Source organism: Streptomyces sp. NPDC057697 (assembly GCF_042799335.1).
Lineage (GTDB): Bacteria > Actinomycetota > Actinomycetes > Streptomycetales > Streptomycetaceae > Streptomyces.
Window position 1 is genome coordinate 309,904 of the sequence record NZ_JBHVJA010000006.1, and the last position, 18,471, is coordinate 328,374.

At 71.7% G+C, this 18,471-nt stretch carries 18 protein-coding genes and 1 tRNA gene; 15 read left to right on the top strand and 4 right to left on the bottom strand.

The window, feature by feature from the left end; genetic code table 11:
• The first annotated feature begins 31 nt into the window (after positions 1–31).
• Both ACFVFH_RS18905 and ACFVFH_RS18910 read left to right on the top strand, forming a co-directional pair.
• The gene (locus tag ACFVFH_RS18905; RefSeq protein WP_383769711.1) at positions 32–478 is read left to right on the top strand and encodes an SRPBCC family protein; all 447 of its coding nucleotides are present in this window, start codon (positions 32–34) and stop codon (positions 476–478) included.
• Between the two features lie 39 nt (positions 479–517).
• Positions 518–589: transfer RNA gene (locus ACFVFH_RS18910), tRNA-Val, on the top strand.
• An 84-nt stretch (positions 590–673) separates the two neighbouring features.
• On the opposite strand, the gene ACFVFH_RS18915 is transcribed toward ACFVFH_RS18910, so the two are convergent.
• Positions 674–1,399 carry a 3'-5' exonuclease gene (locus ACFVFH_RS18915; RefSeq protein ID WP_383769713.1) on the bottom strand — a complete coding sequence of 242 codons (726 nt, stop codon included), beginning with the start codon at positions 1,397–1,399 and terminating at the stop codon, positions 674–676.
• 190 nt (positions 1,400–1,589) lie between these two features.
• Between ACFVFH_RS18915 and ACFVFH_RS18920 the strand changes: the two genes are divergently transcribed.
• The 3 genes from ACFVFH_RS18920 to thrS all read left to right on the top strand — a co-directional run bounded on the left by ACFVFH_RS18920 (position 1,590) and on the right by thrS (position 5,521).
• A complete protein-coding gene (locus tag ACFVFH_RS18920) occupies positions 1,590–2,156 on the top strand; it encodes a DUF4365 domain-containing protein (protein WP_383769716.1) in 567 nt (188 codons plus the stop codon).
• Entirely contained in the window at positions 2,156–3,430 is a 1,275-nt protein-coding gene (locus ACFVFH_RS18925) for a hypothetical protein (protein WP_383769718.1), read from the top strand. The genes ACFVFH_RS18920 and ACFVFH_RS18925 overlap by 1 nt, the downstream gene beginning before the upstream one ends.
• 114 nt (positions 3,431–3,544) lie before the next feature.
• Positions 3,545–5,521 (top strand): threonine--tRNA ligase, encoded by a 1,977-nt coding sequence (gene thrS, locus ACFVFH_RS18930; protein WP_383769721.1) that lies wholly within the window; start codon positions 3,545–3,547, stop codon positions 5,519–5,521.
• 26 nt (positions 5,522–5,547) lie between these two features.
• Here thrS and ACFVFH_RS18935 read toward each other — a convergent pair whose 3' ends face one another.
• Positions 5,548–6,225, bottom strand: a complete 678-nt coding sequence (locus ACFVFH_RS18935) for an ion channel (RefSeq protein WP_383769725.1) — start codon at positions 6,223–6,225, stop codon at positions 5,548–5,550.
• 66 nt (positions 6,226–6,291) lie between these two features.
• Here ACFVFH_RS18935 and ACFVFH_RS18940 point away from each other — a divergent pair, with 66 nt between their 5' ends.
• Positions 6,292–6,852, top strand: a complete 561-nt coding sequence (locus tag ACFVFH_RS18940) for an HIT family protein (protein ID WP_383769728.1) — start codon at positions 6,292–6,294, stop codon at positions 6,850–6,852.
• Between the two features lie 78 nt (positions 6,853–6,930).
• Here the strand turns inward: ACFVFH_RS18940 and ACFVFH_RS18945 are convergent, their stop codons facing one another.
• Positions 6,931–8,601 (bottom strand): hypothetical protein, encoded by a 1,671-nt coding sequence (locus ACFVFH_RS18945; RefSeq protein WP_383769731.1) that lies wholly within the window; start codon positions 8,599–8,601, stop codon positions 6,931–6,933.
• A 147-nt stretch (positions 8,602–8,748) separates the two neighbouring features.
• Positions 8,749–10,971: an elongation factor G-like protein EF-G2 gene (locus ACFVFH_RS18950; RefSeq protein WP_383769734.1), complete on the bottom strand. Its 2,223-nt coding sequence runs from the start codon at positions 10,969–10,971 to the stop codon at positions 8,749–8,751.
• 267 nt (positions 10,972–11,238) lie between these two features.
• Between ACFVFH_RS18950 and pgsA the strand changes: the two genes are divergently transcribed.
• The 9 genes from pgsA to ruvA all read left to right on the top strand — a co-directional run bounded on the left by pgsA (position 11,239) and on the right by ruvA (position 18,410).
• On the top strand, positions 11,239–11,910 hold the full coding sequence (gene pgsA, locus ACFVFH_RS18955) for a phosphatidylinositol phosphate synthase (RefSeq protein WP_383769736.1): 672 nt from the start codon (positions 11,239–11,241) through the stop codon (positions 11,908–11,910).
• Complete coding sequence (locus ACFVFH_RS18960) at positions 11,907–12,842, top strand: phosphatidylinositol mannoside acyltransferase (protein WP_383769739.1); 936 nt, start codon at positions 11,907–11,909, stop codon at positions 12,840–12,842. The genes pgsA and ACFVFH_RS18960 overlap by 4 nt, the downstream gene beginning before the upstream one ends.
• A complete protein-coding gene (locus ACFVFH_RS18965) occupies positions 12,839–13,999 on the top strand; it encodes a glycosyltransferase family 4 protein (RefSeq protein WP_383769741.1) in 1,161 nt (386 codons plus the stop codon). The genes ACFVFH_RS18960 and ACFVFH_RS18965 overlap by 4 nt, the downstream gene beginning before the upstream one ends.
• 100 nt (positions 14,000–14,099) lie before the next feature.
• On the top strand, positions 14,100–14,597 hold the full coding sequence (locus ACFVFH_RS18970; protein ID WP_383769951.1) for a hypothetical protein: 498 nt from the start codon (positions 14,100–14,102) through the stop codon (positions 14,595–14,597).
• 168 nt (positions 14,598–14,765) lie between these two features.
• Complete coding sequence (pdxS, locus tag ACFVFH_RS18975; protein ID WP_383769744.1) at positions 14,766–15,686, top strand: pyridoxal 5'-phosphate synthase lyase subunit PdxS; 921 nt, start codon at positions 14,766–14,768, stop codon at positions 15,684–15,686.
• A gap of 6 nt (positions 15,687–15,692) precedes the next feature.
• The gene (pdxT, locus tag ACFVFH_RS18980) at positions 15,693–16,286 is read left to right on the top strand and encodes a pyridoxal 5'-phosphate synthase glutaminase subunit PdxT (RefSeq protein WP_383769746.1); all 594 of its coding nucleotides are present in this window, start codon (positions 15,693–15,695) and stop codon (positions 16,284–16,286) included.
• A 61-nt stretch (positions 16,287–16,347) separates the two neighbouring features.
• A complete protein-coding gene (locus ACFVFH_RS18985; RefSeq protein ID WP_093541068.1) occupies positions 16,348–17,100 on the top strand; it encodes a YebC/PmpR family DNA-binding transcriptional regulator in 753 nt (250 codons plus the stop codon).
• 123 nt (positions 17,101–17,223) lie between these two features.
• Complete coding sequence (ruvC, locus tag ACFVFH_RS18990; RefSeq protein WP_383769749.1) at positions 17,224–17,787, top strand: crossover junction endodeoxyribonuclease RuvC; 564 nt, start codon at positions 17,224–17,226, stop codon at positions 17,785–17,787.
• Positions 17,784–18,410, top strand: coding sequence for a Holliday junction branch migration protein RuvA (ruvA, locus tag ACFVFH_RS18995; protein WP_383769751.1), 627 nt, complete (start codon positions 17,784–17,786; stop codon positions 18,408–18,410). The genes ruvC and ruvA overlap by 4 nt, the downstream gene beginning before the upstream one ends.
• Positions 18,411–18,471 lie beyond the last annotated feature (61 nt).

The window sequence follows — 18,471 nt, forward strand, 5'->3', positions numbered from 1 at the left end:
TTCCCCGGCTGAGTACGCGCAGACTGGATCCATGGACTGGAGCCACTACCGATTCGTGAGTATCTGGGAGCTGCCCGCCCCGCCCGGCGCCGTGTACGGGATCCTCGAACGCGCCGAGGACTACCCGCGATGGTGGCCGCAGGTCCGCGAGGCGGCCCTGGTCAACGACACCACCGGCACCACCCGGATCCGCTCCTTCCTCCCGTACGACCTCGTGATGACGGTCCGCGAACGCCGCCGCGATCCCGGGGCCGGGATCATCGAGGCGACGCTCAGCGGCGACCTCGACGGCTGGATCCGGTGGACGGTCACCGCGCACGGCGGCGGCAGCCGGGTGGTCTACGAGCAGGAGGTCGACGTACGCAGACCGCTGATGCGGCTGCTGGCGGTGCCAGGGCGCCCGGTGTTCCGGGCCAATCACGCCCTGATGATGCGTGCCGGGCGGCGGGGTCTCGCGGCCCGGCTGGCAGCGGTTTGAACCGGACCCGCCGAGCCCTGTATGGTTCAACCCGTTCCCGGGCGATTAGCTCAGTGGGAGAGCGCTTCGTTCACACCGAAGAGGTCACTGGTTCGAACCCAGTATCGCCCACCCGGGAGAGGCCGGTCCGTCAGCAGAATCGACGGGCCGGCTTTCGCGTGTCCGGAGTGCCCGAGGAGGCGGTGGGACACCCGCTCACGCCGCGGCGGGAAGCACCGGGCGCAGCGGCCAGGCCGGATCCACCGTCTCCGCCGTCCCGTTCTTCGCGAACCACGCCTGGAGCCCGCGCGCCTGCGCCGCGTGCCACACGGCCTGGAGGGTGTGCAGCTCCGCCGGTGTCAGCCGTTCCAGACGGGACGAGAAGCGCCGCCCCACCGCGCGGACCAACTCCAGCGAGGCCGCCGCGTCGGCCGCCGCGTCATGGGCGCCGTCGAGTACCACGCCGTAGAGCTCGCAGAGGTCGGTGAGGGTCCGCCGGCCCTTGCGGTAGCGGTCCAGGTGCTTGTCGAGCACCCGTGGATCCAGCACGCACAGCGGGGAGTTCTCCAGATACGCCGCGAGCGAGGACGCGCGGTGGCGCTTCAGCTCGCGGTCCAGCAGCGTCAGGTCGAACGGCGCGTTCATCACGACCAGCGGCCGCCCGGCCGAGCACTGCTCGGCCAGCGCACGGCCTATCTCCTCCACCACCGGTGCCGGCCAGCGCCCGTTGCGCTGGAGGTGGTCGTCGGTCAGGCCGTGGATCTCGGTGGCCCCCACGGGCACCGGTATCCCCGGATTCACCAGCCAGCGGGTGACGCGCAGCCGCCCGCCCGCCGTGTCCTGGACGACCAGGGCGGCCGACACGATCCGGTCCCCCTCGACGTCGACTCCTGTTGTCTCGGTGTCAAATGCGGCCAGCGGCCCTTCGTACCAGTGCGTCATCCCCGAACTCCTCGTGCCCGAACGGCAGATGGTGTGATTCCCCTGCCCGGTTCGGTGATACCCGCGCCCTTTGCCTGATACGCCGTTTGCGGGCCGTCCGGTGCGGTGACAACACAGGTGTGGGGAACGGAAGTTGTCCGTCACCCGCACCGGAGATCCGATCGGCACGGCCCGGAAGGCACACCCAGCCATGGCGCTCGCGCAGCCCGAACCGAGCGGGCTGCTGTCCCAGCGGACCGAACCGCTGCGCGGCACACTCGCAACCACCGCCTGCATGGAGACGCTCCAGGTGGGCTATCTGCACGCGGTCGCGGCCGCGGCGGGGTGCTCCCTGTCGCAGCCCTTCCCCGACAACGGCATCGACTGGCACGTCAGCCACGGAGCCCCCGGCCACGCCGTGGACGACGAGGTGACCATCAAGGTGCAGCTCAAGTGCACCTACCAGATCCCGCCCCGCCCGCCCGGACCGACCTTCGCCTTCACGCTCGACAACGCCCATCTCGTGAAGCTCGCCCGGACCCCCGTGTCCGTGCACAAGATCCTCGTCGTGATGATCGTGCCGCGCAGCCAGGACGACTGGCTGCGCGCCGGACACGACCGGCTCGACCTGCGGCACTGCTGCTACTGGACCAACCTGGCCGGCCACGCGGTGACCGGCCGGCACCGGACCACCGTGCGGATCCCGACCTCGCGCATCTTCGACGACCGGGCGCTCTGCGGGATCATGACCCGCGTAGGGGCGGGAGGGAGGCCCTGATGCACCGTCCGCCGGAGGCATACGACGCACACGGGGACGGGGCGGTCCCGCCCGCCGGCCGCCCGCACCCCGCCGAGTCCACCGGGCAGCGGCCCGACGCCTCCCCTCCGCCCGGCGGGACACCCGACCCCGCCCGCGTCGACCCCGCGGTCCTCGGCGCCCTGCTCGCCCGGCACGGCTGGCAGCGCCGAGGCGGGGCGGCCGGGCGCTACAGCCGCTGGACCCCGCCGGGTCCACCGGCCCCGCCCGGGGGCGCGACGAGCCTCCTGGTCCCCGACACCACCGCCTTCCCCGACAGCGAGGACCTGCTCGGCGAGGCGCTGACCGCGCTCGCCCGCAGCGCGGCGCCCTCCGCCCGCGAGGTCCTGGTCTCCCTCGCGGTCCCCAGCGACGAGATCCGCTGGCGCCGCGAGGTCCCCGAGGAACCCGCGGGCGCTGCGGGCTGGACCGGGGCGGAGCGGCTGCACACCGCCGCCCGGCAGATACTGCTGGCCGGAGCCCTCGCCGTACGCGCGAACACCGGGTACCACGGCGCCCGCCACCGGCGCAGGGCCCGTGCGGCGCTCGACGGCATGCTCGTCGGCCCCGCTCCCGGCGGGCGCGAGCTCACCGCGTTCGTGCCGGTCGCATCCGGCCGCGCCGTCGCCGTACGGCTCTACCAGGCCCTGCACGCCACCCGCGAGGCCGTGGACTACCAGCGGGCCACCGGTGGCTTCGACGCCTTCGACACGGCCGTGGGGGCGGGGGTCAGCCGGGAACTGACCGAGGCCGTCGTGGCCCTCGTCCAGGGCTCGGAGGGGGCGCGGATCGCGCTGGAGTGGGCGCCGGCCGCCGGGACCCCCGAGGGCTGCCCCGACCGGCCCGACCCGGTGGAGTTCTCGCCGGGCGACCTGCCCGCACTGCGCCGTGCGGGCGCCCGCTACCTCCGGGACGAGCCGGCCGTGACGGTACGGATCACCGGGGCCGTCGTCCGGATGCGCCGCTCGGCCCCGCGCGGCGCCGGGATCGTACGGCTGCGGGTGCTGGCCGGTGCCGAGGTGCCGCACGTGCGGCTGGAGCTGGACGAGGAGGCGTACCGGATCGCCGGCCACGCCCATCTGGTGGGGCTGCCGATCCGGGTGGAGGGCAGGCTGGAGAGCCGCGGCGGCTTCCGGCGGCTGACCCGGACCTCGCACGTCGTGCCCGTTCAGGTCGACGACGCCGAGCGGGACCGGCTGATGAAGTCCCTCCAGGAGAACGTCGACCAATTCGAGGAGGCGTGCACCGGCGAGTAGCGGGGCGCGGGCCCCGGGACCCGGCCCTTTCGCACGGGGGGCCGTCGGCTCGGTACGATTCCCCTGGCACGCGCTGGAGGAATGCGGGTGCGCCCCCTGAGTCAGGAGAGACCGGTGTCAGACGTCCGTGTGACCATCCAACGCGATTCCGAGCGGGAAGAGCGCGTGGTGACGACGGGCACTACGGCGGCCGAGCTCTTCCCCGGCGAGCGCACCGTCGTCGCCGCCCGGGTCGCCGGTGAGCTGAAGGACCTCGCGTACGTCGTGGCCGACGGCGAGGTCGTCGAGCCCGTCGAGATCTCCTCCGAGGACGGCCTGAACATCCTGCGGCACTCCACCGCGCACGTGATGGCGCAGGCCGTGCAGCAGCTCTTCCCCGAGGCCAAGCTGGGCATCGGCCCGCCGGTCAAGGACGGCTTCTACTACGACTTCGACGTCGAGAAGCCGTTCACCCCCGAGGACCTCAAGGCCATCGAGAAGAAGATGCAGGAGATCCAGAAGCGGGGCCAGAAGTTCTCCCGCCGGGTCGTGACGGACGAGTCCGCCCGCGAGGAGCTGGCCGACGAGCCGTACAAGCTGGAGCTCATCGGCATCAAGGGCGCCGCGTCCACGGACGACGGCGCGGACGTCGAGGTGGGCGGCGGCGAGCTGACCATCTACGACAACCTCGACCCGAAGACCGGCGACCTGTGCTGGAAGGACCTCTGCCGGGGTCCGCACCTGCCGACCACCCGGTTCATCCCGGCGTTCAAGCTGATGCGCAACGCCGCGGCGTACTGGCGGGGCAGCGAGAAGAACCCGATGCTCCAGCGCATCTACGGCACCGCGTGGCCCACCAAGGACGAGCTGAAGGCGCACCTGGAGTTCCTGGAGGAGGCCGCCAAGCGCGACCACCGCAAGCTCGGCAACGAGCTGGACCTCTTCTCGTTCCCGGACGAGATCGGTCCCGGTCTCGCGGTCTTCCACCCCAAGGGCGGCATCATCCGCCGGGCCATGGAGGACTACTCGCGCCGGCGCCACGAGGAGGAGGGCTACGAGTTCGTCTACTCCCCGCACGCCACCAAGGGCAAGCTCTTCGAGAAGTCCGGCCACCTGGACTGGTACGCCGACGGCATGTACCCGCCCATGCAGCTCGACGACGGGGTGGACTACTACCTCAAGCCGATGAACTGCCCGATGCACAACCTGATCTTCGACGCGCGCGGCCGCTCCTACCGCGAACTGCCGCTGCGCCTCTTCGAGTTCGGCACGGTGTACCGGTACGAGAAGTCCGGCGTGGTGCACGGCCTCACCCGCTCGCGCGGCTTCACGCAGGACGACGCGCACATCTACTGCACCAAGGAGCAGATGGCCGAGGAGCTGGACCGGACGCTCACCTTCGTCCTGAACCTGCTCCGCGACTACGGTCTGACCGACTTCTACCTGGAGCTCTCCACCAAGGACCCGGAGAAGTTCGTCGGCTCCGACGAGATCTGGGAAGAGGCGACCGAGACCCTGCGCCAGGTCGCCGAGAAGCAGGGCCTGCCGCTGGTCCCGGACCCGGGCGGCGCCGCGTTCTACGGCCCGAAGATCTCGGTGCAGTGCAAGGACGCCATCGGCCGCACCTGGCAGATGTCGACCGTGCAGCTCGACTTCAACCTGCCGGAGCGCTTCGACCTGGAGTACACCGGCCCGGACGGCACCAAGCAGCGTCCGGTCATGATCCACCGCGCCCTGTTCGGCTCCATCGAGCGCTTCTTCGCGGTGCTCCTGGAGCACTACGCGGGTGCCTTCCCGGTGTGGCTGGCCCCGGTCCAGGCCGTCGGCATCCCGATCGGCGACACGCACGTCCCGTACCTCCAGGAGTTCGCGGCCGAGGCCCGGAAGAAGGGGCTGCGGGTCGAGGTGGACGCCTCCTCCGACCGGATGCAGAAGAAGATCCGGAACCAGCAGAAGGCCAAGGTCCCCTTCATGATCATCGCGGGCGACGAGGACATGGCCAACGGTGCCGTCTCCTTCCGCTACCGCGACGGATCGCAGGAGAACGGCATCCCGGTCGAGGACGCCATCGCCAAGATCCAGAAGGCCGTCGAGGACCGCGTCCAGGTCTGACGCTCGCGACAGAGGCCCCCGGAGAGCTACCCGCCCTCCGGGGGCCTCTTCTCGTCCTCCCGGGTGAAGACCTGCAACAGCCACGACGAGAACGAACCCGTCACCGCCCCCAGCAGCCCCAGCCCGCAGGCCATCAGCCCGGCGGCGACGACCCGGCCGCCCGGCGTGACCGGCACGGCGTCCCCGTACCCCACCGTGGTGAGCGTCGCGCACGCCCACCACACCGCGTCGCCGAAGGTACGGATCGTGGCGTCCGGGACCCTGTGCTCCTGGTGGTAGACGGCGAGCGCGGCGGAGAAGCCGAGCAGCACGGCGGTCGCGCCGGCGTAGGAGATCACCCGGGCGTACAGGCTGAGCCGCGGCTGGGCCCGGCGCTGCTGGACCGCGGTGTAGACCCGGATCAGGCGCAGCGGGCGCAGCAGCGGAAGCAGCAGCACCAGCGTGTCCAGCCAGTGCACCCGTACGAAGCGGTGGCCGAGGCCGCTGAGCCGGAGCCGTACGGCGTAGTCCGCGGCGAAGACCAGCCAGGTGGCGAGGACCAGCGCGAGGGCGATGTCCCGCCAGGGCTCGGCGTCCCGGGGGGCGAGCACCCGGACCGCGTAGCCGAGCAGGAAGAGGAGGGAGGCCCCGAAGAGCGGCACTTCCGTGCGCTGCTCCCAGCGCCGGAAGCGGAGCGGGGCGGAGTCGGCGGAGGGGGCGCTCATCGCCTCAGCATCCCCGTACGTCATCGGGGGCGGCCCCGGCGACACGCACCCCGGGAGTGAAGCAATATGCTGATCGCCATGACGAGTGAGCCGGAGCAGCAGATCGGAGTGGGGACGCCCGACGCGTTCCAGCGCCTGTGGACGCCCCACCGGATGGCGTACATCCAGGGTGAGAACAAGCCGACCGGCCCGGAGGCCGGCGACGGCTGTCCGTTCTGCGGGATCCCGTCGAATTCGGACGAGGACGGGCTCGTCGTCGCGCGTGGCAGCCATGTCTACGCCGTGCTGAATCTGTATCCGTACAACGGCGGCCACCTCATGGTGGTGCCGTACCGGCACGTCGCCGACTACACGGAGCTGGACGGCCCGGAGACCATGGAGCTGGCCGATTTCACCAAGCGGGCGATGGTGGCCCTGCGGGCGGCGTCCGGGGCGCACGGATTCAACATCGGGATGAACCAGGGCGCGGTGGCGGGGGCCGGGATCGCCGCCCATCTGCACCAGCACCTGGTGCCGCGCTGGGGCGGCGACACCAACTTCATGCCGGTGGTCGGGCACACGAAGGTGCTGCCGCAACTCCTCGCCGACACGCGGAAGATGCTGGCCGACGCCTGGCCGGTCGACTGATCCCGGCCTCCGCCTCTGCCTGGGCCGCCCCGGCTCGTGCTCCGCACCGGGGCGGCCTTCGCGTCTCCGGACGCGGGGCTACGCGTCGTACAGGTCGGCCTTGCGCGGGGACGGGTCCTGCACCATGCCGCTGAGGACCATCGAGCGGTTGTCGAAGCGCTCGACGTCGACGCCGTTCTCCTGGAGGACGCGCAGGGCGGCGCTGTGGACGACGCGCAGAACGGGCGTCGCGGCGCGCATCGCGTCGTCCGCCATGAAGCGGTGGCGCCACGGCTTCTCGGCCCAGGCATGGCGCAGACCGAAGGGCTCGGGCAGGGCGATCTTGCCGCCCAGGTAGTCCAGCAGCGGTGGGTACCAGGTGAAGGGGGCGCGCAGGGCGAGGCGGACGACCTCGCTGGACTCCACCAGCGGCAGCGTGATGTCGCGGGTCTCCCAGAACCGGACGGTCTTGTTGACCGTCTTGGTCTTGGCCGCGGGCTTGCTGGTGAAGAGCGAGTGGACCGGGCCGAGCGCGTACCCGGTGACCTCGATGCGCAGGGTCTCGTGGAGCACCGTGACCGTGATCATCATGGTGATGATCAACTGGCCTTCCCAGAGGGTGAACTGGACCCCCAGATAGTGCCGGTCACCGCTGCCGAACTGCTGGTGGTTGCAGATGCGCTGTATCTCGTGCGGCTTGACCTGGAAGGTGGCGACGTCCTCGCCGTCGGGGCGGGAGACCGAGCCGGCGTTCTCCCCGACGGGGGAGACGATCCAGTGGGTGACCGACGGGGTGGGGAACCCCCCGGTGTTCAGCGGGCCGCGCTCCAGCATCTTGAGCTGGTCGTGGATGGCCCTTATCAGGTCCCAGCTGCGGAACTGGTGGAACTCCTTGCCGGGCTCCTTGGAGACCAGCTCCTCGGCCAGCTGCCAGCTTCCCCACCGGGTGCCCATGCCGAGGATCCCCTTGGGGCCCGCGTAGAAGACCGAGTTGGACTGCTGCTCGGCGGAGAGCTTCTCCAGGCCCTGGCGCAGGGCCTCGCGGGAGGTCTCGCTGGGGTTCTTCGGCACGGCCTCCGGGATCTTGGCGATGACCCCGCCGCCGGAGAGCAGCCCCTCCCAGCGGGCGCGCATGTCCTTCGCGGAGGCCTCGGCGATCCGCTTGGCGATGAGCCAGCCGACGACCGGAGCGATGATCATCAGACGGGCGTAGAGCGCCAGGAACCCGTTGAGCGGCAGCTTGACCAGGAAGATCAGCGCCACGATGCCGATGATCGGGAGCAGGGCGCTGCCCAGCGTGGAGAGCGCCTTGTCCTTCGTCCTGCCGAGGAGGTCGCGCAGCCGGAACGCGAGGAACCACAGCAGCATGCCGGGCAGGAAGAGGAAGCCGAACAGCGCCGTGACGGCGGTGAGTTTGGTGTCGCGGCTCTTGCGGAGCCGGGTCGCGGACAGGCAGTGCTCGACGACGGTCTGCGGATCGGTCCCGAAGGACTGGATGAGCGCCGCGCGGGCGCCGCCCAGCATGCGCTCCTGGACGGCGCGGGAGTACGCCTCGCCGAGATTCGGCTTGAAGTAGTCGGACTTGAAGAGCTTGGAACGGCCCACCTTGACTTCGGACTTGTGCCACTCGCTGTTGGCGTCAAGGATCTTCTCCACCGGGCTGTCCCGGTACGCGGCGGAGGCGAGGGCGTTGGTCGCCACCGCCTGTCCGCCGGATCCCTGGAGCGGGATCTGTGCTCCGGGAGAGAAATCGAATCCGTCGCTGGCCACTGTCGCCCCCACTCGGCGCCGAGGAACTGCTCCTGCGGCTGTTTCCCAACTGCCGTGCCCGGCACACCTTCTGAGCTGGGACCAAAGCGTATCGCCCGGACCGCCGCGCCGTCCGCCCCTGTGGACAAAGACGGGCGACATGGCTGATCACGCGTTGTTCGGATCGTTCTCCCGCTGCTCCCCGAGGCGTTCGGCGAGCTGTGGGGGCATGGCTTCGTGCCGGGCGTACGCCCGGTCGAAGCGGCCGGCGCCATGGGAGAGGGAGCGCAGGTCGACCGCGTATCTGCCGATCTCCAGCTCGGGTACCTCGGCCCGTACGAGGGTCCGGCCGGGGCCGGACTGTTCGGTTCCGATCACTCTGCCGCGCCGCCCGGACAGATCGCTCATCACCGGCCCGACATAGTCGTCGGGAACCAGGACCCGGACCTCGGCGACGGGTTCGAGCAACTGGATGCGGGTCTCCGCGGCGGCTTCCCGCAGGGCCAGCGCGCCCGCGGTCTGGAACGCGGCGTCGGAGGAGTCCACCGAGTGCGACTTGCCGTCCCGCAGGGTGACGCGTACGTCCACGAGCGGGTGCCCGGCCGCGACCCCGCGGGCGGCCTGGGCGCGCACGCCCTTCTCGACGGACGGCACGAACTGGCGGGGCACCGCTCCGCCCACCACCTTGTCGACGAACTCGATGCCCGAGCCCGCGGGCAGCGGCTCCACGTCGATCTCGCAGATCGCGTACTGGCCGTGGCCGCCGGACTGCTTCACATGCCGACCGCGCCCGCTCGACGGCGCGGCGAAGGTCTCGCGGAGCGGCACCTTGTGCGGGACGGCGTCCACCTGGACGCCGTAGCGGCTGCGCAGCCGGTCCAGTGCCACGTCCTGGTGGGCCTCGCCGAGACACCACAGAACCACCTGGTGGGTGTCCTGGTTCTGTTCGAGGCGCATGGTCGGGTCCTCGGCGACCAGCCGGGAGAGCCCCTGGGAGAGCTTGTCCTCGTCCGCCTTGCTGTGCGCCTCGACGGCGAGCGGGAGCAGCGGGTCCGGAGCGTCCCAGGGGTCCATCAGGAGCGGCCGCTCCGGATCGGAGAGGGTGTCCCCGGTCTCGGCGCCGCCCAGCTTGGCCACACAGGCCAGATCTCCCGCGATACAGGCGGCCAGCGGGCGCTGCTGCTTGCCGAAGGGGGAGGAGAGCGCGCCGACGCGCGCCTCGGTCTCGTGGAAGGGCGCCTCCCGGCCGTGGTCGGCGAGGCCGTGGCCGGAGACATGGACGGTCTCGTCGGAACGCAGGGTGCCGGAGAAGACCCGTACCAGCGAGACCCTGCCGACGTACGGGTCGGAGGCGGTCTTGACCACCTCGGCGGCCAGCGGTCCGTCCGGATCGCAGGTCAGCTCCGGCGGCGGCGCCCCGTGCAGACCGGTGACGCCCGGGAGCGGGCGCTCCAGCGGGGTCGGGAAACCGCGGGTGACCAGGTCCAGGAGCTCGACGGTCCCGATGCCCTGGCGGGCACCGGCGGCGGCCGGGGCCGCGGCGAGAACCGGGTGGAAGGTGCCCCGGGCGACGGCGCGCTCCAGATCGTCGACGAGCGTCCCGACGTCGACCTCGGCCCCGCCGAGGTAGCGGTCCATCAGGGTCTCGTCCTCGCTCTCGGCGATGATCCCCTCGATGAGCCGTCCACGGGCCTCCGTCAGCGCCGCCCGCCGGTCCTCCGGGGGAGGGTTCTCCCGCCGCTCGCCCGAGGAGTAGTCGAAGACCCGCTCGGTGAGGAGCCCGGTGAGCCCGGTGAGCGGGGCATGGCCGTCCGCGCCCTCGGGACCGTGGACGGGGAGGTAGAGAGGGAGCACGGCGTCGGGGTCGTCGCCGCCGAAGATCTCGCCGCAGATCCGGGTCATCCCGTCGAAGGAGGTGCGTGCCGTGTCCAGGTGGGTGACGACGATGGCGCGCGGCATGCCGACCGCCGCGCACTCCTCCCACACGGCCCGGGTCGTCCCCGCCACCGCGTCGGCCTCCTGGGCCGCGGACACCACGAACAGGGCCGCGTCCGCCGCCCGCAGCCCGGCCCTGAGCTCCCCGACGAAATCGGCGTACCCGGGGGTGTCCAGCAGGTTGATCCGGCACCCGTCCCACTCGACGGGGACCAGCGAGAGCTGTACGGAACGCTGCTGGCGGTGCTCGATCTCGTCGTAGTCGGAGACGGTGGCGCCGTCCTCGACCCGGCCCGCCCGGTTGACCGCGCCCGCGGTCTGTGCGAGGGCCTCGACGAGCGTGGTCTTTCCCGAGCCGCTGTGGCCGACCAGCACCACATTCCGTACGGATGAGGGCCGGTCGGCCGTCGCTGCCCTGCCGGCGGCGCCGGTGTGTGCGTGTGTCCTGTCGCCCATGATGCGTGCCTCCCGGGTGATGGCGCGGATTCGGGGGAAATACCGGCGCGAGGTGGGGGAGAGGTGCGCGGGAACCGGGGAGCCGCCGCGGCGGCTTCTGCGACGCCCGCGGTAGTTCGAGCTTTCCACTCGGGCCGGGCCGCGTCCATCCAAGGCACTGCGCCGCGCGCGGCCGGGTGCCCGGACGGTGGAGTCCGGCGGGCGTGACTACGATGGGCCAGCCGGTGGCCGAAGGGGCCGCTCGGCCCACCGACCCTCGGGAAGGCCATGCTGAACAAGTACGCGCGTGCATTTTTTACGCGTGTCCTCACACCGTTCGCCGCGCTGCTGCTCCGTCTCGGCGTGAGCCCGGACGCGGTCACTCTGATCGGTACGGCCGGGGTGATGGCAGGTGCGCTGGTCTTCTTCCCGCGGGGAGAGTTCTTCTGGGGCACGATCGTCATCACGATCTTCGTCTTCTCCGACCTCGTCGACGGCAACATGGCCCGGCAGGCCGGCATCTCCAGCCGCTGGGGCGCGTTCCTGGACTCGACCCTGGACCGGGTCGCCGACGGAGCGATCTTCGGTGGCTTCGCCCTCTGGTACGCGGGCAAGGGCGACGACGACGTGCTCTGCGCCGTCGCGATCTTCTGCCTGGCCAGCGGCCAGGTGGTCTCGTACACGAAGGCGCGCGGCGAGTCGATCGGGCTGCCGGTCGCGGTCAACGGCCTCGTGGAGCGTGCCGAGCGGCTGGTGATCTCGCTGGTCGCGGCCGGATTCGCGGGCCTGCACAAGTTCGGCGTCCCCGGGATCCAGGTCCTGCTGCCGATCGCGCTGTGGATCGTCGCGGTGGGCAGCCTGATCACGCTGGTGCAGCGGGTGGTGACCGTGCGCCGCGAGTCCGCGGAGGCCGACGCGGCCGAGGCCGCCGCCGGGCCGGGGAGCGGGACCGCCCGGTGAGCGACGACCCGGGGGCTGCGCGGCCCGGTCTGCGGGACCGGCTGACCGACGGGCTGTACGGGCTCGGCTGGGGCGCCGTCAAGAAGCTCCCCGAGCCGGTCGCCCGGACGCTCTTCCGCACCATCGCCGACCAGGCGTGGAGGCGGCGCGGCAAGAGCGTGCTGCGGCTGGAGTCGAATCTGGCCCGGGTCGTGCCCGGTGCGTCACCGGCCCGGCTGGCGGAGCTCTCCAGGGCCGGGATGCGCTCGTACATGCGGTACTGGATGGAGTCGTTCCGGCTGCCCACCTGGAGCCCGGAGCGGATCAGGTCGTCCATAGAGGTGACCGACGCGCACCGGCTGACCGACGGCCTCGACACCGGCCGCGGCGTCGTCCTCGCCCTGCCGCACCTGGCCAACTGGGACCTGGCGGGAGCCTGGGTCACCACCGACCTGAAGGTGCCCTTCACCACGGTCGCCGAACGGCTCAGGCCCGAGACGCTGTACGACCGGTTCGTGGCCTACCGCGAGGGCCTGGGCATGGAGGTCCTGCCGCACAGCGGCGGCGCCGCCTTCGGCACCCTGGCGCGCCGGCTGCGCGCGGGCGGCCTGGTCTGTCTGGTCGCCGACCGTGACCTGTCCGCCTCCGGCGTCGAGGTGACGTTCTTCGGCTCCACCGCGCGGATGCCCGCCGGTCCCGCGCTGCTGGCCCAGCAGACCGGGGCGCTGCTGCTGCCGGTGACGCTCCACTACGACGACACGCCCGTGATGAAGGCCCGGATCCACGCCCCGGTGCAGCCGCCCGAGTCGGGGGACCGCGCCGAGAAGACGTCCTCGATGACACAGGCGCTGGCCGATGCCTTCGCCGCCGGGATCGCCGACCACCCGGAGGACTGGCACATGCTGCAACGGCTCTGGCTCGCCGATCTGGAGCCCCGGGAGGACCGGACGTGAAGATCGGCATCGTCTGCCCGTACTCCTGGGACGTGCCCGGCGGGGTGCAGTTCCACATCCGTGACCTGGCCGAGCACCTGATCCGGCTGGGACACCAGGTGTCCGTGCTGGCACCCGCCGACGACGAGACCCCGCTGCCCCCGTACGTGGTGTCGGCGGGCCGGGCCGTGCCCGTCCCGTACAACGGCTCCGTCGCCCGGCTGAACTTCGGCTTCCTCTCGGCCGCCCGGGTGCGCCGCTGGCTGCACGACGGCACCTTCGACGTGATCCACATCCACGAGCCGACCTCGCCCTCGCTGGGGCTGCTCGCCTGCTGGGCCGCACAGGGGCCGATCGTCGCCACCTTCCACACCTCCAACCCGCGCTCCCGGGCCATGATCGCGGCGTACCCGATCCTCCAGCCCGCCCTGGAGAAGATCAGCGCACGCATCGCGGTCAGCGAGTACGCCCGGCGCACCCTGGTCGAGCACCTGGGCGGCGACGCGGTCGTCATCCCGAACGGGGTCGACGTCGGCTTCTTCGACCGCGCCGAGCCCAGGCCCGAATGGCAGGGCGGCACGATCGGCTTCATCGGCCGCATCGACGAGCCGCGCAAGGGCCTGCCGGTCCTGATGAGGGCGCTGCCCGCGATCCTCGCCGCCCGCCCGGACACCAGGCTGCTGGTCGCCGGCCGGGGCGACGAGGAGGAGGCCGTCGCCTCGCTGCCCGCGGCCATGCGCGAGCGGGTCGAGTTCCTCGGCATGGTGAGCGACGAGGACAAGGCCCGGCTGCTGCGCAGCGTGGACGTGTACGTCGCGCCCAACACCGGCGGCGAGAGCTTCGGGATCATCCTGGTCGAGGCGATGTCGGCGGGCGCCCCGGTCCTCGCCAGCGATCTGGACGCGTTCGCCCAGGTGCTGGACCAGGGTGCGGCGGGCGAACTCTTCGCCAACGAGGACGCGGACGCGCTGGCGGCGGCCGCGGTCCGGCTGCTCGGCGACCCGGAGCGGCGCGCGGAACTGCGCGAGCGCGGCTCCGCGCACGTCCGGCGGTTCGACTGGTCGACGGTCGGGGCGGACATCCTCGCGGTGTACGAGACGGTGACGGACGGCGCGGCCTCGGTCGCCGCCGACGAGCGCACGGGCCTGCGCGCCCGGTTCGGGCTGGCACGGGAGTAGGGCGGGCCCGCGCGGCACCGCCGCCCGCGCCCCGGCGGTAGCCTTGCCGCCCGTGATCGAAACCCTCATCTGGATCGCCGTCGCGGTCGTCGCGATCGGTATGTACCTCAGCTGGACCGCCGGCCGGCTGGACCGGCTGCACACCCGCATCGACGCCGCGCGGGCCGCCCTCGACGCGCAGCTGCTGCGCCGTGCGTCGGTCACCCAGGAGCTGGCCACGTCGGGTGTCCTCGACCCGGCCGCCTCCATCGTCCTGTACGAGGCCGCGCACGCCGCCCGGCAGGCCGAGGAGGAGCACCGCGAGGTCGCCGAGAGCGAGCTGAGCGCGGCGCTGCGGGCGGTCTTCGGCGAGCCGGCGCAGGTGGAGGCCGTGAAGGAGATCCCCGGCGGTGAGGAAGCGGCCTCCGAACTCGCCGCCGCCGTGCGCCGTGTGCCGATGGCCCGGCGGTTCCACAACGACGCCGTGCGCGCGGCGCGCGCGCTGCGCCGGCACCGCAAGGTGCGGTGGTTCCGGCTGGCCGGGCACGCCCCGTTCCCGCTGGCCTTCGAGATGGACGACGAGCCCCCGGTGGCCCTGGCCGACCGGCCCGTCGGCTGACCCGGGGGCCGTATCCGTACGTGACGGGGGCCACATCCCCGCGCGTACGCGTCCAAAACGATCCACCGGCCCGCCATTGGCCCTTGCAGTGGACTGGTCCCGGAGAGTTTGCTCAGCACTGCACCAACCAGCGCTTTTCGGCAACTTTTCTCCGAGTGAGGTCGATCCATGTCCACGCTTCCCACCACTTCGCAGTCCTCGGACTCCCCGGCCACCGGCACCGCGCGCGTCAAGCGCGGCATGGCCGAGCAGCTCAAGGGCGGCGTGATCATGGACGTCGTCGACGCCGAGCAGGCGAAGATCGCCGAGGACGCGGGCGCCGTGGCGGTCATGGCCCTGGAGCGGGTCCCCGCCGACATCCGCAAGGACGGCGGCGTGGCCCGGATGTCGGACCCGAACATGATCGAGGAGATCATCGAGGCCGTCTCCATCCCGGTGATGGCCAAGTCCCGCATCGGCCACTTCGTCGAGGCCCAGGTCCTCCAGTCCCTCGGTGTCGACTACATCGACGAGTCCGAGGTCCTCACCCCGGCCGACGAGGTCAACCACAGCGACAAGTTCGCCTTCACCACCCCGTTCGTCTGCGGTGCCACCAACCTGGGCGAGGCGCTGCGCCGGATCGCCGAGGGCGCCGCCATGATCCGCTCGAAGGGCGAGGCCGGCACCGGCAACGTCGTCGAGGCCGTCCGCCACCTGCGGCAGATCAAGAACGAGATCGCCCGCCTGCACGGCTACGACAACAACGAGCTGTACGCCGCCGCCAAGGAGCTCCGCGCCCCGTACGAGCTGGTCAGGGAGGTCGCGGAACTCGGCAAGCTGCCCGTCGTGCTGTTCTCCGCGGGCGGTGTCGCCACCCCCGCCGACGCCGCGCTGATGCGCCAGCTCGGCGCCGAGGGCGTCTTCGTCGGCTCCGGGATCTTCAAGTCCGGGGACCCGGCCAAGCGCGCCGCCGCGATCGTGAAGGCCACCACCTTCTACGACGACCCGAAGATCATCGCGGACGCCTCTCGCAACCTGGGCGAGGCCATGGTCGGCATCAACTGCGACACCCTGCCCGAGACCGAGCGCTACGCCAACCGCGGCTGGTAGTCACCGATGAGCGACACGCCTGTGATCGGAGTCCTGGCCCTCCAGGGCGACGTCCGGGAACACCTGATCGCCCTGGCCTCGGCGGACGCCCTGGCCAGGCCGGTCCGGCGTCCCGAGGAACTCGCCGAGGTCGACGGCCTGGTCATCCCCGGTGGCGAGTCCACCACGATGTCCAAGCTCGCCGCGCTCTTCGGCATGCTGGACCCGCTGCGCGAGCGGGTGCGGGACGGGATGCCCGTCTACGGCACCTGCGCCGGGATGATCCTGCTCGCCGACAAGATCCTCGACCCGCGCGCGGGCCAGGAGACGGTCGGCGGGATCGACATGATCGTGCGCCGCAACGCCTTCGGACGGCAGAACGAGTCCTTCGAGGCGGCCGTCGAGGTCGCCGGAGTCGAGGGCGGTCCCGTGGAAGGCGTCTTCATCCGCGCCCCCTGGGTGGAATCGGTCGGTGCGCAGGCCAGGGTCGTGGCGGAGCACGGAGGCCACATCGTCGCCGTACGCCAGGGAAACGCCCTGGCCACGTCGTTCCACCCGGAATTGACCGGCGACCACCGTGTTCACGCCCTGTTCGTGGACATGGTGCGCGCAGTCGGCTGACTCGATCCCGGTAGGATCTCTCGGGTTCGAATCGTTTTTGGTGACGCGAAGGAGAAGGCAGATGTCCGGCCACTCTAAATGGGCTACGACGAAGCACAAGAAGGCCGTGATTGACGCCAAGCGCGGCAAGCTCTTCGCGAAGCTGATCAAGAACATCGAGGTCGCGGCCCGCACCGGCGGTGTGGACCCCGAGGGAAACCCGACCCTCGTGGACGCGATCCAGAAGGCGAAGAAGAGCTCCGTACCGAACAAGAACATCGACTCCGCGGTCAAGCGCGGTGGCGGTCTCGAAGCGGGCGGCGTCGACTACCAGACGATCATGTACGAGGGCTACGGCCCGAACGGTGTCGCGGTGCTCATCGAGTGCCTCACCGACAACCGCAACCGTGCCGCGTCCGACGTGCGCGTCGCGATGACGCGTAACGGGGGCTCGATGGCCGACCCGGGTTCGGTCTCGTACCTCTTCAACCGCAAGGGCGTCGTCATCGTTCCCAAGGGCGAGCTGTCCGAGGACGACGTCCTGGGCGCGGTGCTCGACGCGGGCGCCGAGGAGGTCAACGACCTCGGTGACACGTACGAGGTCGTCAGCGAGGCCACCGACATGGTCGCGGTCCGCACCGCGCTCCAGGAGGCCGGGATCGACTACGACTCCGCCGAGGCCAACTTCCTGCCCACCATGCAGGTCGAGCTGGACGAGGAGGGCGCGCGCAAGATCTTCAAGCTGATCGACGCGCTGGAGGACAGCGACGACGTGCAGAACGTCTTCGCCAACTTCGACGTCTCGGACGAGGTCATGGAGAAGGTCGACGCCTGAGCCGCGCTCAGCGCGGTCTCCACGGACGGGCCGACGGGGACACACCCCGTCGGCCCGTCGCATTGTCAGTGCGAGCCGATAGCCTGCGGGAACAGTTGACCGATCGGTACGGAGGGGGCGTCCATGCGGGTGCTGGGCGTGGACCCGGGGCTGACCCGGTGCGGTGTCGGCGTCGTCGAGGGCGTCGCCGGCCGCCCCCTGACGATGCTCGGCGTGGGCGTCGTCCGCACCCCGGCCGACGCGGAGCTCGGTCACCGGCTGGTCGCCATCGAGCGCGGCATCGAGCAGTGGCTCGACGAGCACCGGCCCGAGTTCGTCGCCGTGGAGCGGGTGTTCAGCCAGCACAACGTCCGTACGGTGATGGGCACCGCCCAGGCCAGCGCCGTCGCCATGCTCTGCGCGTCGCGCCGCGGCATCCCCGTCGCCCTGCACACCCCCAGCGAGGTCAAGGCGGCCGTCACCGGCACCGGCCGCGCCGACAAGGCGCAGGTCGGCGCGATGGTCACCCGGCTGCTGCGGCTCGACGCCCCGCCGAAACCGGCCGACGCGGCCGACGCCCTCGCCCTCGCCATCTGCCACATCTGGCGGGCCCCCGCGGTCAACCGCCTCCAGCAGGCGCACGCGGCGGCCGCCGCGGCCCGCGCCCCCCGTACACCCGCAGTCCCCGTCCGGAAGGTCCCCCGATGATCGCCTTCGTCAGCGGCCCCGTGGCCGCCCTCGCCCCGACCACGGCCGTGATCGAGGTCGGCGGCATCGGCATGGCCGTCCAGTGCGCGCCGAACACTCTCGCCGGTCTCCGGATCGGCAAGGAGGCCCGGCTCGCCACCTCCCTCGTCGTCCGGGAGGACTCCCTCACGCTCTACGGCTTCGCCGACGACGACGAGCGGCAGGTCTTCGAGCTGCTCCAGACCGCCAGCGGGGTGGGGCCCCGGCTCGCCCAGGCCATGCTCGCCACCCACAGCCCGGACGCCCTGCGCACCGCCGTCGCCACCGGCGACGAGAAGGCGCTCACCGCCGTCTCCGGCATCGGCAAGAAGGGCGCGCAGAAACTCCTCCTCGAACTGAAGGACAGACTCGGCGAGCCCGTCGGTGCCCACATCGGCCGCCAGGGCATCGGCACCGCCGTCACCTCCTCCTGGCGCGATCAGCTCCAGGCCGCCCTGATCGGCCTCGGCTACGCCACCCGCGAGGCCGACGAAGCGGTCACCGCCGTCGCGCCCCGGGCCGAGGCGGCGATCGCGGAAGGCGGCCAGGCCCCCGTGCCGCAGCTGCTGCGCGCCGCGCTCCAGACCCTCAACCGCGCGCGCTGACCCCGCCGCGACACCCTGACGCCGGGCCGGGCACCGCACGGCACCGAGACACCCGAGGCGG

Coding starts and splice junctions, on each gene's coding strand:
- pdxT (WP_383769746.1), top strand. CDS start 15,693: ATGAGCGACACGCCTGTGATCGGAGTCCTGGCCCTCCAGGGCGACGTC.
- ruvA (WP_383769751.1), top strand. CDS start 17,784: ATGATCGCCTTCGTCAGCGGCCCCGTGGCCGCCCTCGCCCCGACCACG.
- ACFVFH_RS18920 (WP_383769716.1), top strand. CDS start 1,590: ATGGCGCTCGCGCAGCCCGAACCGAGCGGGCTGCTGTCCCAGCGGACC.
- pgsA (WP_383769736.1), top strand. CDS start 11,239: ATGCTGAACAAGTACGCGCGTGCATTTTTTACGCGTGTCCTCACACCG.
- ACFVFH_RS18935 (WP_383769725.1), bottom strand. CDS start 6,225: ATGAGCGCCCCCTCCGCCGACTCCGCCCCGCTCCGCTTCCGGCGCTGG.
- ACFVFH_RS18970 (WP_383769951.1), top strand. CDS start 14,100: ATGTACCTCAGCTGGACCGCCGGCCGGCTGGACCGGCTGCACACCCGC.
- ACFVFH_RS18905 (WP_383769711.1), top strand. CDS start 32: ATGGACTGGAGCCACTACCGATTCGTGAGTATCTGGGAGCTGCCCGCC.
- ACFVFH_RS18915 (WP_383769713.1), bottom strand. CDS start 1,399: ATGACGCACTGGTACGAAGGGCCGCTGGCCGCATTTGACACCGAGACA.
- ACFVFH_RS18940 (WP_383769728.1), top strand. CDS start 6,292: ATGCTGATCGCCATGACGAGTGAGCCGGAGCAGCAGATCGGAGTGGGG.
- ACFVFH_RS18925 (WP_383769718.1), top strand. CDS start 2,156: ATGCACCGTCCGCCGGAGGCATACGACGCACACGGGGACGGGGCGGTC.
- ruvC (WP_383769749.1), top strand. CDS start 17,224: ATGCGGGTGCTGGGCGTGGACCCGGGGCTGACCCGGTGCGGTGTCGGC.
- pdxS (WP_383769744.1), top strand. CDS start 14,766: ATGTCCACGCTTCCCACCACTTCGCAGTCCTCGGACTCCCCGGCCACC.
- ACFVFH_RS18950 (WP_383769734.1), bottom strand. CDS start 10,971: ATGGGCGACAGGACACACGCACACACCGGCGCCGCCGGCAGGGCAGCG.
- ACFVFH_RS18985 (WP_093541068.1), top strand. CDS start 16,348: ATGTCCGGCCACTCTAAATGGGCTACGACGAAGCACAAGAAGGCCGTG.